General features: G+C 71.9%; 10 protein-coding genes. 3 read left to right on the forward strand and 7 right to left on the reverse strand.

Annotated features, from left to right (window positions below):
- Positions 1 to 129 precede the first annotated feature (129 nt).
- Positions 130 to 2,247, forward strand: coding sequence for an NHLP family bacteriocin export ABC transporter peptidase/permease/ATPase subunit (locus AOK17_RS40485; protein WP_245697684.1), 2,118 nt, complete (start codon positions 130 to 132; stop codon positions 2,245 to 2,247).
- A gap of 127 nt (positions 2,248 to 2,374) precedes the next feature.
- Positions 2,375 to 5,143 carry an NHLP bacteriocin export ABC transporter permease/ATPase subunit gene (locus AOK17_RS40490; RefSeq protein WP_055617660.1) on the forward strand — a complete coding sequence of 923 codons (2,769 nt, stop codon included), beginning with the start codon at positions 2,375 to 2,377 and terminating at the stop codon, positions 5,141 to 5,143.
- 51 nt (positions 5,144 to 5,194) lie between these two features.
- On the opposite strand, the gene AOK17_RS40495 is transcribed toward AOK17_RS40490, so the two are convergent.
- From AOK17_RS40495 to AOK17_RS40505, 3 genes are all read right to left on the reverse strand, one after another.
- A complete protein-coding gene (locus AOK17_RS40495) occupies positions 5,195 to 5,725 on the reverse strand; it encodes an SRPBCC family protein (RefSeq protein WP_055617629.1) in 531 nt (176 codons plus the stop codon).
- A 6-nt stretch (positions 5,726 to 5,731) separates the two neighbouring features.
- Positions 5,732 to 6,130 carry an ArsR/SmtB family transcription factor gene (locus AOK17_RS40500; RefSeq protein ID WP_245697680.1) on the reverse strand — a complete coding sequence of 133 codons (399 nt, stop codon included), beginning with the start codon at positions 6,128 to 6,130 and terminating at the stop codon, positions 5,732 to 5,734.
- A 75-nt stretch (positions 6,131 to 6,205) separates the two neighbouring features.
- Positions 6,206 to 7,039, reverse strand: coding sequence for an alpha/beta fold hydrolase (locus tag AOK17_RS40505; RefSeq protein WP_055617630.1), 834 nt, complete (start codon positions 7,037 to 7,039; stop codon positions 6,206 to 6,208).
- Positions 7,040 to 7,163: 124 nt separating this feature from the next.
- On the opposite strand from AOK17_RS40505, the gene AOK17_RS40510 reads away from it, so the two are divergent.
- On the forward strand, positions 7,164 to 8,672 hold the full coding sequence (locus tag AOK17_RS40510) for an MFS transporter (RefSeq protein ID WP_055617631.1): 1,509 nt from the start codon (positions 7,164 to 7,166) through the stop codon (positions 8,670 to 8,672).
- 84 nt (positions 8,673 to 8,756) lie between these two features.
- Here AOK17_RS40510 and AOK17_RS40515 read toward each other — a convergent pair whose 3' ends face one another.
- The 4 genes from AOK17_RS40515 to AOK17_RS40530 form a co-directional block, all read right to left on the reverse strand.
- Positions 8,757 to 10,052: an MDR family MFS transporter gene (locus AOK17_RS40515; protein WP_079053564.1), complete on the reverse strand. Its 1,296-nt coding sequence runs from the start codon at positions 10,050 to 10,052 to the stop codon at positions 8,757 to 8,759.
- Positions 10,045 to 11,928 (reverse strand): ABC transporter permease subunit, encoded by a 1,884-nt coding sequence (locus AOK17_RS40520; RefSeq protein ID WP_425424678.1) that lies wholly within the window; start codon positions 11,926 to 11,928, stop codon positions 10,045 to 10,047. The genes AOK17_RS40515 and AOK17_RS40520 overlap by 8 nt, the downstream gene beginning before the upstream one ends.
- 15 nt (positions 11,929 to 11,943) lie before the next feature.
- A complete protein-coding gene (locus AOK17_RS40525) occupies positions 11,944 to 13,443 on the reverse strand; it encodes an ABC transporter substrate-binding protein (protein ID WP_055617632.1) in 1,500 nt (499 codons plus the stop codon).
- A 133-nt stretch (positions 13,444 to 13,576) separates the two neighbouring features.
- On the reverse strand, positions 13,577 to 14,110 hold the full coding sequence (locus AOK17_RS40530) for a GNAT family N-acetyltransferase (RefSeq protein ID WP_055617633.1): 534 nt from the start codon (positions 14,108 to 14,110) through the stop codon (positions 13,577 to 13,579).
- Positions 14,111 to 14,112 lie beyond the last annotated feature (2 nt).

The following is a 14,112-nucleotide window of genomic DNA, read 5'->3' on the forward strand; positions in this document are numbered from 1 at the left end:
TCCACCACCGCGGCCGGCCGGGAGTCACAACTGCCGCCGCCCGTACGGGGCCGCCGCAAGGCCACCCCGCCCAAGCGCACCGTCCCCAAGGGCCGGGTCAGGACCGTCCGTACGCCCACCGTCCTCCAGATGGAGGCCGTGGAGTGCGGCGCCGCCTCGCTCGCGATGGTGCTCGGTCACTACGGACGGCACATCCCGCTGGAGGAGCTGCGCATCGCCTGCGGTGTCTCGCGCGACGGCTCCCGGGCCAGCAACCTCCTGAAAGCGGCGCGGAGTTACGGCCTGACCGCCAAGGGCATGCAGATGGACACGGTCGCGCTCGCCGAGGTGCGGGCTCCGGCGATCCTGTTCTGGGAGTTCAACCACTACGTCGTCTACGACGGCATGGGGCGCCGCTTCGGCCGGCGCGGCGTGCACATCAACGACCCCGGCAAGGGCCGTCGTTTCGTGCCCATGGAGGACTTCGACACCAGCTTCACCGGTGTCGTGCTGGTCCTGGAGCCGGGTCCGGACTTCAGGAAGGGCGGACGCAAGCCCGGCGTCATGGGCGCCATGCCGGCCCGGCTGCGCGGCACCTCGGGCACGATGCCCGCCGCCGTCCTGGCGAGCCTGCTGCTGGTCGCGGTCGGAGCGGCGGTGCCCGCGCTCAGCCGAACGTACATCGACATGTTCCTGATCGGCGGGCAGACCTCGCTGCTCGGGGTGCTGTTCTCGTCGATGGGCGCGACGGTGCTGCTGACGGTCGTGCTGACCTGGCTGCAGCAGACGAACCTGCTGCGCGGCCGCATCATCTCGTCCACGCTCAGCAGCGCGAAGTTCCTCCGGCATCTGATGCGGCTGCCGGTCACCTTCTTCTCCCAGCGCAGCCCGGCCGACCTGGTGCAGCGCCTCCAGTCCAACGACGCGGTGGCCGAGACCCTGGCCCGGGACCTCGCGGCGGCGGGCGTGGACGCGGTGGTCGTCGTCCTCTACGCCGTGCTGCTCTACACATACGATCCGCAGCTCACGGCCGTGGGCATCGGGGTCGCGCTCCTCAACATCGTGGCGATGCGGGTGGTGATCCGGCTGCGCGCAACGCGTACGGCCAAGCTGCGCGCCGACAGCGCGCGGCTCACCAACACGGCGTACACGGGCCTCCAGTTGATCGAGACGATGAAGGCGACCGGCGGCGAGGAGGGCTACTTCCGCAAGTGGGCCGGGCAGCACGCCACCACACTGGAGGAGCAGCAGCGACTCGGGGTGCCGAGTGCCTGGCTGGGGGTGGTCGCGCCGACGCTCGCGACGCTCAACAGCGCGCTGATCCTGTGGATCGGCGGGATGCGGGCCGTGGAGGGACACATATCCGTCGGTCTGCTCGTCGCGTTCCAGGCGCTGGTGACCCGCTTCACCGCGCCGATCACCCGGCTCAACGGCGTCGCGGGCCGCATCCAGGACTTCGCGGCCGACGTGGCCCGTCTGAAGGACGTCGAGAACTTCGCGGCCGACCCGCTCTACTCGCGCCGCGGCGGGGGCGACAGCACGCGCAGGCTGCACGGCCATGTGGAGCTGGAGAACATCACGTTCGGCTACAGCCCGCTCGACAAGCCCCTGCTGTCCGGCTTCTCGCTGACGGTCGGCCCGGGCCAGCAGGTCGCCCTGGTCGGCGGCTCGGGCAGCGGCAAGTCGACGGTGTCCAGGCTGATTTCGGGACTCTACGCGCCCTGGGAGGGCGTGATCCGTATCGACGACCAGCGTCTGGACGACATTCCACGCGGTGCGCTGGCGGCCTCCGTCTCCTTCGTCGACCAGGACGTGTTCCTCTTCGAGGGCACGGTCCGCGACAACATCGCGCTGTGGGACCCGTCGGTCCCGGACGAGGCCGTGGTCGCGGCGCTTGAGGACGCCGCCCTGTACGACGTGGTGATGCGCCGCCCGGGCGGAATCCAGAGCCGGGTCGAGCAGGACGGGCGGAACTTCTCCGGCGGTCAGCGGCAACGCCTGGAGATCGCAAGGGCGTTGGTGCGCAGGCCCAGCATCCTCGTGCTCGACGAGGTGACGAGCGCCCTCGACGCGGAGACCGAGCAGCTCGTCATGGACAACCTGCGCAAGCGCGGCTGTGCCTGCGTGGTGATCGCGCACCGGCTCAGCACCGTGCGCGACAGCGACGAGATCGTGGTGCTCCAGCACGGCACGATCGTGGAACGCGGGCGTCACGACGCCCTGGTGGCGGCCGGCGGCGCGTACGCCGAGCTGGTCAGGGAGCGATGAGATGACATCCGCGTACCCGCAGAACCATCAGAACCCACAAATCCCACAAGACCATCAGCACCCGCAGCACGAGCAGCCCCAACAGCCCGCCACCGAGGGCGACTACGTGCTCGGCGCGCTCGGCGGCATGGGCACCCCGGTCGACGGCTCCGGCCTCACCCGTCTGGACCTCGAAGGGCCGCACGTGCTGTGGCTGGTCGTGTCCGGCGCCATGGACCTGTTCGCGGTCGATGCCGCCCAGCAGGGCCACTGGCACCACCTCGGCCGCCTCGAAGCGGGCTCACTGCTGCTCGGCCCGGTCGCGGGACCCCAGCACACCCTGGTCGGCAGGCCGCTGCGCGAGTGCGTACTGCGCCGGATCGCGCTGCGCGAGCTGTACCAGCCGCCGCAGACCGAGACCTGGACGTACGACGCGTACGGCAACCCGCAGTACGTCCCCCCGGCCACCAGCCCGCTGGAGTACGCCCTCTCGCTCGGCGTCGGCCGGGGTCTCGCCATCCTCTTCGAGGCGCCTCTCGCGACCGAGCGGGACGCGGCGCTCACGGACGACGACGTGCTGTGGATGCAGGTGCCGCCTGGCAGTGTGCAGTACGGCTCCATGTACGGCGCCGAGGCCGCGGCGGACCTGCTGGTGGACCCCGCGATGTGGCAGGCGATGGTCGACCAGCAGTACCGGCTGCTGGCCACCCTGGACCGCTGGATCGAGCAGCTGGAGCGCACGCACGAGACCCGTACGGCCGCGGGGATCAAGGCGGGCGAGGCGGTCCGCGCGCAGGCCGACCGGACGCTCATCGCCTCCATGTCCAAGCGTTCGGGGTCGGGTCCTGGCGCGGCGGACGCCGATGCCACGTACGCCGCGTGCAGGCTCGTCGCGCAGGCTGCCGGGATCACACTCGCCGACCCGGCGCAGGGCGGCGCGGAGAGCGACCGGCTCGACCCCGTCGAACGGATCGCGCTCGCCTCCCGGGTCCGGGTGCGTGCCGTACGCCTCGACGGGCGCTGGTGGCGCGACAACATCGGGCCGCTCGTCGGGCACCGGGTCGCGTCCGGCGCCCCGGCCGCGCTGCTGTGGCGGCGCGGCGGTTATGTGGCGGTGCATCCGTCGAGCGGTCGTGAGACGCCGGTCGAGAAGGCCAACGCGGCGGAGTTCGAGCAGCGGGCCGTCATGTTCTACCGGCCGCTGCCCGAGCGCCGGCTGAGCCCGTTGCGGCTGCTGCGGTTCAGTCTCCGGGGCACCGGCGGGGACATGCGCAACCTCGCGATCAGTGGTCTGGTGACGGTGGCCCTCGGTGCGCTGGTGCCGATCGCGACCGGCAAGGTGCTCGGCGAGTTCGTGCCGAAGGCCCAGGAGAGCCTCATCGTCCAGTTCTGTCTGGCCATCATGATCGCCAGCGTGGTGTCGGCGGCCTTCATGCTGATGCAGAACCTCACCATGCTGCGGCTGGAGGGCCGGATCGAGGCCACGCTCCAACCGGCCGTGTGGGACAGGCTGTTGCGGCTGCCGACGAAGTTCTTCACGTCCCGCTCCACCGGTGAACTGGCCAGTGCGGCCATGGGAATCAGCGCGATCCGCCGGCTGATGGCGGGCGTCGGCCCGGTGGTGGTCCAGTCGGTGACGGTCGGCGCGATGAACCTCGCGCTGCTCTTCTGGTTCAGCGTGCCGATGGCGCTCGCCGCGATCGGGATGCTCGTCGTCATCGCGGCCGTGTTCCTCGGACTCGGGCTGTGGCAGGTGCGCTGGCAGCGCCGGCTGGTCGTACTGAGCAACAAGCTCAACAACCAGGCGTTCCAGACCCTGCGCGGCCTGCCCAAGCTGCGGGTCGCGGCGGCGGAGAACTACGCGTACGCGGCCTGGGCCGGCGAGTTCGCGCGCAGCCGTGAGCTCCAGCAGCGCGTGGGCCGGATCAAGAACCTCACGACCGTGCTGGGCGCGGTGTACCTGCCGCTCTGCTCGCTCATCATGTTCATGTTGCTGGCGGGCCCCGCGCGCGGTTCGCTGTCGGCCGCCGCCTTCCTGACGTTCAACACCTCGATGACCATGCTGCTGACCTCGGTCACCCAGGTGACGGGTGCCTTCGTGTCGATGGTCTCCGCGCTGCCGATGTTCGAGGAGATCAGGCCGGTCCTCGACGCGACGCCCGAGGTGCGGGTGGCGAGTACGCGCCCCGCCGAGCTGTCCGGAGCCATGGAGGCGAAGAAGCTCTCCTTCCGGTACACCGAGGACGGTCCGCTCGTCCTGGACGACGTGTCCTTCGCGATCCGGCCGGGCGAGTTCGTGGCGGTCGTCGGCCCCAGCGGCTGCGGCAAGTCGACCCTGCTGCGGCTGCTCATCGGCTTCGACAAGCCGGTCTCGGGCAGCGTCCTGTACGACGGCCAGGACCTGGCGGCCCTCGACCAGTCCGCCGTACGCCGTCAGTGCGGTGTGGTGCTCCAGCACGCGCAGCCCTTCACCGGGTCGATCCTGGACGTCATCTGCGGCACCGAGCCCTACACGCCCGAGGAGGCGATGGCAGCCGCCGAGATGGCCGGCCTCGCCGAGGACATCAAGCGCATGCCGATGGGCCTGCACACCATCGTCTCCGGCAGCGGCGCCGTGTCCGGCGGCCAGCGGCAGCGCCTGATGATCGCCCAGGCGCTGATCCGGCGTCCGCGCATCCTGTTCTTCGACGAGGCGACGAGTGCCCTCGACAACGAGACCCAGCGCACGGTCATCGAGAGCACCCGCGCCCTCAACGCCACGCGTGTGGTGATCGCGCACCGCCTGTCCACCGTCATGGACGCCGACCGCGTCATCGTGATGGAGGACGGCCGGGTCGCCCAACAGGGCCCGCCCGCCCAGCTGTTGGCGGAAACGGGCGGGCGGCTGCACGAGCTGGTGCGGCGGCAGATGCAGTAGCCGGACGCGGCAGGGGGCGGCTCAGGCATCCTGCCCCGGGATCGGGCGGCGTCAGGCGTCCTGTCCCGGGATCTCGGCTCCGGAGGGGACGCCGGCCTCGACGTACGCCCGGTACACGTCCTGCCAGGGCGCACCGGCACCCTCGTGCGGGCCGCCGGTGGAGGCTCCGCGGGTGTGCTCGTCGAGGGAGGAGAGGCACACCTCCCAGCCTGCGCCGTTGCGGGCGGCCGTGTTCTCGGCCTCCAGGACGTTGGTGAGGGTGAAGCGGGTGCGCTTCTCGTCGAGCTCCTCCAGATCGAAGTGCAGTTCGTCGCCGCCCCAGCTGAAGGAGAGGTGCCGGGGTGCGTCGACCGCGAGGACGCGTCCGGTGGAGTCGTCCATGTTCGGGTCGTCGCCGAACCTGATCGTGCCGCCTTCACGCAGCTCGATCTCGACGCTGGAGGGGAACCAGTGGGCCAGTTCCTCCGGCTCGGTGACGAACTCCCAGACGCGGTCGACGGGATGGTCGTAGGTGCGGGTGAAGCGGACGGCGGGGCGGCCGTCGGCAAGGGTGAGGTAGGTACCGGTGGGTTCCGTGGACATGGTGGCTCAGTCCTTCGGGGAGGTGGTTGAAGTGTCTGCGTCCTCTTCGTCCGACGACTCCCCCGGTGCCGCCGCTGTCTCCGCCGCCGTATCCGTCACCGTCTCGTCCAGGCGTCGGCCCAGCGCGTCCAGGCTCGTGCTCCAGAGCTTGCGGTACGGGGCCAGCCACGCGTCGAGCTCCGCGATCGGCGCCGGGTCGAGCGCGTAGACGCGGCGCTGCGCGTCCTGTCGTACGCGTACCAGGCCGGCGTCCCGCAGCACCCTCAGATGCTTGGAGGTGCTCGGCTGGCTCAGACCGCACGCCTCGACGATCTCACCGACGGGCCTCGGCCGCTCCAGAAGGAGCGCGACGATGGCCCGCCGGTGCGGGTCGGCGAGTGCGGCCCAGAGGGAGTCGTCGGACATGGCTCCAATATGCCTCTGCGGTTATATGCCAGTCAAGGAATGAGCGGCGGGGACATCTGGCATGCGGCCACGACCTCACTCGAGCCAGCGCTGGGGCACCTCACCGCCCCGTGTGCACATCTGGGTCGCCAGGACCCGTACGGCCGCCGCGAAGCCCGCGGGACGCGGCAGGAACTCCATGTGGATGCCGGGGAACTCCACCCAGGGCACGCCGATCCTGCGGGCGATCTCGATCGAGGGCCGCGCGTAGTACGTACCGCGGTCCGCCGAGCCGGCCCCGAGGACGATCGGGAAGGGGGCCGCGGAGAGGGCGGCCCCGTCCGGCAGGAAGGCGGCGAAGCCCGGCCACTCCCGGCCGAAGAGATGGTCTCCGTTGCCGAGGAACCTCTTCCAGAGGTCCTCCGGCCACAGATACGTACCCTCGCCGCGCACGGTCTGCGCGAAGAGGCGGCCCGCGGCCGGGGCGCCGCCCCGCGCGTACGCCTCGGCCACCTCGTCGAAGAAGTCGCGTGCGGCGTCGCCGTCGGACAGGACGTTCACGGCGGGCGGCTCGTGGGCGATCAGCCCGGCGACCACTTCCGGGTGGCGGGCGGCCAGCGTCAGGCCGATGATCGCGCCGCCGCTGTTGCCGAACACCAGGGCCCGGCCGCCCGCCAGGCCGTCGATGAGCGCGCGGGCGTCGGCGGCCTGGCGGGGCAGCTCCATGGGCGCGTCGCTCCCGCCCGTACTGCGGGAGTTGCCCCGCCGGTCGTACGTGATCACGGTGAAGGCGTCCGCCAGCTCGTCGGCGATGCCCGTGAAGTACCCGGCGTCACCCCCTGCGCCGCTGATCAGCAGCAGTGCGGGACCGTCGCCGCGCACCTCGTAGTACAGCTCGGCCCCGTCGGTCTCGAACATGCCCCTGCGCATGTGACCCCTCTCTCAGTAGCGAAACTTTGCCGTTTCGATAAAAGTGGTCTAGCCTCAAGGCGTACGAAACGGTTTCGTTTACGTAGCCGTGAGGCCGAGCGACCTTCCCTGGAGTGATGCTCCGATGTCCCAGACTGAGACTCTTTCCGAAGGTGCCCGTAAGGGCACTCCCGACAAGGCCGACGCGCCGTCGTCGTCGAAGCGGTGGTGGATCCTCTCGATCATCGCGATCGCCCAGCTGATGGTGGTGCTGGACGCGACCATCGTGAACATCGCCCTGCCGTCGGCGCAGGCGGACCTCGGCTTCACCGACGGCAACCGTCAGTGGATCGTCACCGCGTACGCGCTGGCGTTCGCCTCACTGCTTCTGCTGGGCGGCCGACTGGCCGACCTCTTCGGGCGAAAGCCCGTCTTCCTCATCGGTGTCGCGGGATTCGCCGGGGCCTCGGTGCTCGGCGGTGCGGCGAACAGCTTCGGAATGCTGGTCACCGCGCGCGCACTCCAGGGTGTCTTCGCCGCACTCCTCGCACCCGCCGCGCTCTCGCTCCTGAACACGACCTTCACCGACGCCAAGGAGCGTGCCAAGGCGTTCAGCGTGTACGGCGCCATCGCCGGCGCGGGCGGTGCGCTCGGACTGCTGCTCGGTGGTGTGCTGACGGACGCGCTGGACTGGCGCTGGACCCTGTACGTCAACATCATCTTCGCCGTGATCGCCCTGGTCGGCGGCTGGATGCTGCTGAGCAACCACCGTGACGCCGCGAGCTCCAAGCTGGACCTGCCGGGCGCACTGCTGGTCTCCTCCGGTCTCTTCGCCCTCGTCTACGGCTTCTCCAACGCCGAGACGCACGACTGGAGTTCACCCCAGACCTGGGGCTTCCTGATCGCCGGCGGGCTGCTCCTGACGGTGTTCGCCTGGTGGCAGACCCGTGCCGCGCACCCGCTGCTGCCGATGCGCGTCCTGCTCGACCGAAGCCGCGGAGCCTCGTTCCTCGCCGTGCTCGTGACCGGTGCGGGCATGTTCGGAGTCTTCCTCTTCCTCACCTACTACCTGCAGCTGAACCTCGGCTTCAGCCCGACCAAGACCGGTGTGGCCTTCCTGCCGATGATGGCGGCCCTGATGGTCATGGCCCAGGTCTCCACCACGAAGCTCGTGCCGCGCATCGGGCCGAAGGTCGTCATCCCGGCAGGCTTCGCGATCGCCGCGGTCGGCATGGCCTGGCTGACCGGCATCGGAGTCGACTCCAGCTACTCGACCGACGTGCTGCCGCAGCTGCTCCTGATCGGCGCGGGACTCGGCATCGTGATGCCGCCCGCGATGGCCCTGGCCACGAGCGGGATCGCGCCGGAGGACGCCGGTGTCGCCTCGGCGACGGTCAACGCGATGCAGCAGGTGGGCGGTTCCATCGGTACGGCTCTGCTGAACACGCTCGCCGCGAGCGCCGCCACCAGCTACCTGTCCGGCAAGGACGCCACGAACAAGCTGGTCCAGGCCCAGTCGACGATCGAGAGCTACACCACCGCCTTCTGGTGGTCCGCGGGCTTCTTCGCCGTGGGCGCGGTGATCGCCTTCCTCCTCTACCGCCGTGGGGTTCCCGAGCAGGACGCGGAAGCCGCGCCGGTCGTCCACATGTGACCCTCCCGAAGCTGAGGGGCCGCCGTCTGCAGGGAGACGGCGGCCCCTCTTTCATGTCTGCCTACGGTCACCCGCTCAGGCCGTTCACGTCGGCGGCTCGGCACCTCGACGCCTGGGCAGCAGGGCGATCGCCGCCACGGGGAACACGGCGAGGACGAACCACGGCACGGCCGGGGGCAGGCCGGTGTCCAGGAGGGAGCCGGTGGCCGCGCTGCCGACCAGCACGATCAGGCCGGAGACCGAGGACAGCGCGCCCGTGTAGAGGCCGAGCCTGCCGTCGTCGGCGAGATCGGGCACCCAGGCCCGGGCGGCGGGCGCGACGAGCATCTGGCCGAGGGTGAGCAGGACGACGTAACCGGCCGCGGGCAGGAGCCCCACGGTTCCCGTCCACGCGGCGGGCCTCGCCACGCCGACCACCGCGAAACCGGCCGCGATGAGCAGCAGCCCCGCCGCCATGGACCGGCGCAGGTCGAGCCGGTCCCCCGCCCAGCGGGTGAGGGGCAGCTGGGCCGTCACCACCAGCAGCGAGGAGAGCGCGAACAGCCAGGCCAGCGGCGCCTGCGAGCCCGCCGCACGCTCCACCTCGACGGGCAGGAGCTGGTACAGCTGGTTGTACGCCAGCAGATAGGCGCCGTACGCGCAGCACAGCGCGAGGAAGCCGCGGTTGCGCACCAGCCGCCGGACACCACCACGGCTCCGCACGCGGGCCCGGCCGGGGATGTGCTGCGGCAGCAGCCACGCGTGCCCGGCCAGGACGAGTGCGAAGACTCCGGCGCCGGCGAGACAGACGGCGCGGAAGTCCACGGCCAGAAGCAGAGCGCCGATGAACGGGCCGAGGAACGCGCCGGCCTGGCCCGCCACGGTGAACAGGGCGAGTACGTGGGTGCGCGGGCCCTCCCCCGCCTCCTCCCGGCTCACCGCCTGCCGGGCCACCTCCGACTCGACGGCCGGCGAGAACAGCGCGGCGGCGAAGCCGATCAGGAGAACGGCTCCGACGACCGCCCAGCTCGCCTCCGCGAATCCGAGCCAGCCGAATCCGGCGATCCGCAGCACACAGCCGGCGAGCACCACCGGCCGTACGCCGTACCGGTCCGCCAGCGCCCCGCCCACCACGAACAGCCCCTGCTGGCTGAAGGTCCGCAGCCCCAGCACCAGCCCGACCATCCAGCCCGCCATGCCGATCGCCGTACCGAGGTGCTCCGCGAGGAACGGCAGCACCGCGTAGAAACCGATGTTGAACGCAAGCTGGGTGAGGATCAGGAGCCGGAGCAGCGGCGGGAGCGCGGCGAAGGTCCGCAGCGAGGAAAGGATCCTGCGGCGGGGGCGGTCGGTCTCCGTGCGGCCGTCGGGGGAGGCTCGCGGAGGCGATTGCTCAGGCATCGGACGTCACGCCTTCGGGCCGGATCGGGTGGGCGGGGTCCGGTGGTTCGGCCCACGTCGCCTCGGCCTCGGTATTGGCATAGGCCTCGGCGTCGCCGGTCTCGCCGGTGTCACCGGAGTCGCGTCGGCGTGCGCAACTCACCCTCCTGGGCCACCGCACCCCGCCTCCACCCGTGACAGCCACCGCCCCCAGCAGGGCGAGTGCGGCGGCGGGGGCCAGTACCGCCCATGGGGCCCGTTCCGCGTACGGCTGGTTCTCGGACAGGAGCAGGCCCCACTCCGGGGACGGCGGTTGCGCGCCGAGGCCCAGGAAGCCGAGGGCTGCGAGGGCCAGGGCGACGCCGGGCAGGCGGAGCAGTGCGTGACGTACGACCGGAGGCAGGACGGCCGGGAGGAGTTCGTGGCGGAGCAGTTGGAGCGGGCCCGCGCCCAGAGCCCGGGTGGCCGTCAAGTGTGTGGTGGCGCGCTCCTGTTGGAGCAGTGCCGAGGTGTGGGCCGCGAGCGGTGCCCAGGCGACGGCGGTCACCGCGAGGGCCGGGGTCGAGGGGCCGCTGCCCGCGACGCCCGTGACGAGGAGGGCCGCGAGGACCGGCGGTACGGCGTTGACCGTGTCGACCAGCGGCCCGGAAACCCGTGGCAGCAGGCCCAGGAGAACGCCCAGCACGAGCGCGGTCGCACTCACGGCGAGGGCCAGGGCCAGGGTGCTCAGCGCTCCGTGGCCGACCCGGGCCAGCACATCGCGTCCGAGCCCGTCCGTGCCGAACGGGTGCGCCCAGGAAGGGGATTGGAGCCGGGCGGTGGTGTCGAGTCGCAGCGGATCGCGGGCAAGCCCCAGCGCGACGACCGCGAGCAGCAAGCCGCCGTACAGCAGGGGCAGGGTCGTGGGCCGGGGCGGTGTCGGGCGGTGCAGCGACAACAGCGCACCGTCGCGCAGGGCCGGGCCGATCAGCAGCCGCGCCGTGAGCCGGGCCGCCCCTCCCGCGATCGCCGCCAGCAGGACGAGTGCGAGGGTGCCCGCCTGGAGGACGGGCAGGTCCTGCGCCACCGCGGCCTGGAGGGTCAGCCGTCCGAGCCCGGGGATGTCGAAGACCTGCTCCACAGCGACCGCGCCGCCGGTCAGGCCGACGACGAACAGGCCGAAGTTCGGGAGCAGTCCGGGCACACAGCGGCGCAGTGCCTGCCGGGCGATGCTCCGGCCCGGGACTCCTCGCGCGGCGGCTGCAAGCGCCCACTGCTCGGCGAACGCGCCCGGCAGCAGGTCGTCGAGCATCCGCCCGAGCAGCGCACCCGCGGGCAGGCCGAGCGAGAGCGCGGGCAGCACCATCCACTGGGGCCCGTACCAGCCGAGCGCGGGCAGCCAGCCGAGCTGCACACCGACGACGGCGGCCAGCACCGAGGCGGTCAGGAAGTCGGGCAGCGCGGACAGGAGCGCCGATCCGGTGCCCGCCGAGCGCCGGCCGTCGGGCCGCCGCCCCGCACCGAGCCGCAGCGTCCGGGCGCACACCGCCCCCGCCGTGAGCACCGCGACAGCCAGTGACCCGCCCATCAGCAGGAGCGAGACCCCGAGCGCCTGGAGCACCGACGGTGTGACCTCCGCACCGGAGATCCACGACCGGCCCGCGTCACCGTGCAGCAGCCCGCCGAACCAGTCGCCGAGCAGCTTCAACGGTCCGGCATCCAGGCCGAGTTGCGTGCGGATCGCGTCCAGTACCTCGGGCGTCGGGGCGCGTTCGGCGGACCGCGCCCTGAGCACGGTGAGCGCCGGGTCCGTGCGCGACAGCCAGGGCAGCAGCCCGACACCGCACAGCAGGGCGGCGACGAGGGCGGCGCGCCAGAGCAGCACCGGCGCCCCGCCGCGGAGGACGGCCTTGAGCACGTGCGCCGCCGCCCGTCAGCGCCGCGTGCCGACGCCGACGAGGCCGCGCTCGTACGGGTCGAGCTGCACACCGCTGACCGCGGCACCGACGCCGGTGATGATCCGCTGGTGGACCAGCGGCACGACGGCGTCCGTGCCGAGGATCGCCGCTTCGGCGGTCATCGCCGCGTCCTGCCGCTCGGCGGTGTCGGTGACCTTCTCGGCCTCGGCGACGGCCTTGTCGACGCTCCTGTCGCACAGCAGCGCGAGGTTGTAACTGCCCTTGCAGGTGTAGTCGCTGGCAAGGATCGAGACGGGGTCTCCGGTGTCGAGCATGGTGTTGCGGGCGGACACGAACGCGTCGAACTTCCCGGCCAGCGCGTCGCTTTCGAGCCGCGAGTACTCGCGCACCTCCAGCTTCACCGTGAACCCGGCGTTCTCCAGCTGCTGCTTGAGCACCTGGGCGACCTCGGGCAGCTCGGGCCGGTTGTCGTACGTGGCCACGGTGACCGATGTGCCGTCGACGGCCGCCGCTCCGGCCCTCCCGGTCGGCTTGACCCGCTTGTCGGCCGCCCAGGTCAGGGCGGGTCCGTAGATGCCGACGCCGGGGTCGGCGTGCCCTTCGTAGACGCCCTTGGCGAGGGCCGAGGTGTTGATCGCCTCGCGGGCGGCGGCCCGTGCCTTCGGATCCTTGAAGGCGCCCTTCTCGGTGTTGAGCAGCAGGCTCGTGGTGCGGGTGGTGGCCGTCTCGCGGCGGGTCACCTCGTCGAGGGAGGTCACCTGCGAGACCGGCACGGCCTCCGCGACGTCGACGCCGCCGGTACGCAGCGCGTTCGTACGGGCCGTGCCGTCGGCTATGAACCTCGCGTCGACGCCGGAGAACTGGGCGCGGCCACCCCAGTAGTCGTCGAAGCGGTCCAGGGTGGCCGCGGTGGTGCCGGTGACCTTGGTGAGCTCGAAGGGCCCGGTGGCGGTGCCGACCGGGCTGACGGCGCCCTTCTCAGCGTACGCCTCGGCGGAGAGGACCACCAGGCCGGGGCTCGACAGCCGCAGCGGCAGTGCCGGGTCGGGGTCGGCGGTGGTCACCCGGACGCGTCGCTCGCCCGCGGCCTCGGCGGTGAGTTCGACGCCGGACAGGGCGGCGGTCACGGGCTCGGCGCCCGCGGCGCGGGTGAGGGCCGCGGCGACGGCCTTCGGGGTGACCTCGGTGCCGTCCTGGAAGGCCGCGTCCCGCAGGGTGAACAGCCAACCGCGGTCGTTCTCACGGCTCCACGACTCGGCGAGCGCGGGAGTGGCGGCGCCGTTGGCGTCGAGGCGGGTCAGTCCCTCGGTCACGCCGAGCCGGCTGAGAAGCGTGGCGTCGGCCCCGTACGGGTTGAAGTTCTCGGCGGGCGGGAAGGCCATCGCGACCCTCAGGCGGGAGCCTCCCCCGCCGCCGGAGGACTCCTCCCCGCCCTCGGAGGCGAAGCAGCCGGTGAGCAGAGGGGCGAGCAGCAGGCCGGCGACGAGCCGGCGACGGCGCGGCAGAAAGCGCATGGTCTCTTTCTTCGTGGGGGGGGGAGATTCGGTGGGGGGGCGACGCACGCACAGTGGATGCGTCAGGACAGCGGGTCCGTCAGGGCAGGGATGTCCCTCAGAGCAGGGAAGTCCGCCAGGCCAGGGAAGTTCGTCAGGCCAGGGGGACTTCGAAGTGCACGATCCGCTGCCCGCCGCCCGGTTCCTCGCGCTCGTCGTGGACCACCTTGCCGTGGGACCGCCAGAACGCCTCGGCGCCGGGTACCGCCGGGTCGGTGTGCAGATAGACGGCGCGGTAGCCGCCGTCCGCCGCCGCGAAGTCGAGGAGCTCGCCGACCAGCCGCCGGGCCAGGCCCTGTCGCCGGTGATCGGCGCGCGTGTACACGCGGCGCAGTTGGGCGGTTTCCCCGGAGGGGTAGCGCTCGGCGAGGTGGCGCGGGTTGGGCGGGTGAGCCGGGCCCCGGGAGTCGAGCGCGGCGGTCGCGGCCACCGTGCCGTCCCGCTCGTCGACCGCGACCAGCAGGGTGTGCCGCTCGGGTGCGAGGTAGAAGGAGTCCAGGTCGATGATGTCGCGGTGCCAGCGCGGTACGTACCCGGTGCCGAAGTCCCGGTAGACGGTGTCGAGCATCACGGACCGCGCGCCGTCGAGGTCGTCGGGGGTCGCCGTTCTTATGCAGTAGTCGCGCACTT

It is taken from the genome of Streptomyces phaeochromogenes (genome assembly GCF_001418655.1).
Classification (GTDB): domain Bacteria; phylum Actinomycetota; class Actinomycetes; order Streptomycetales; family Streptomycetaceae; genus Streptomyces; species Streptomyces phaeochromogenes.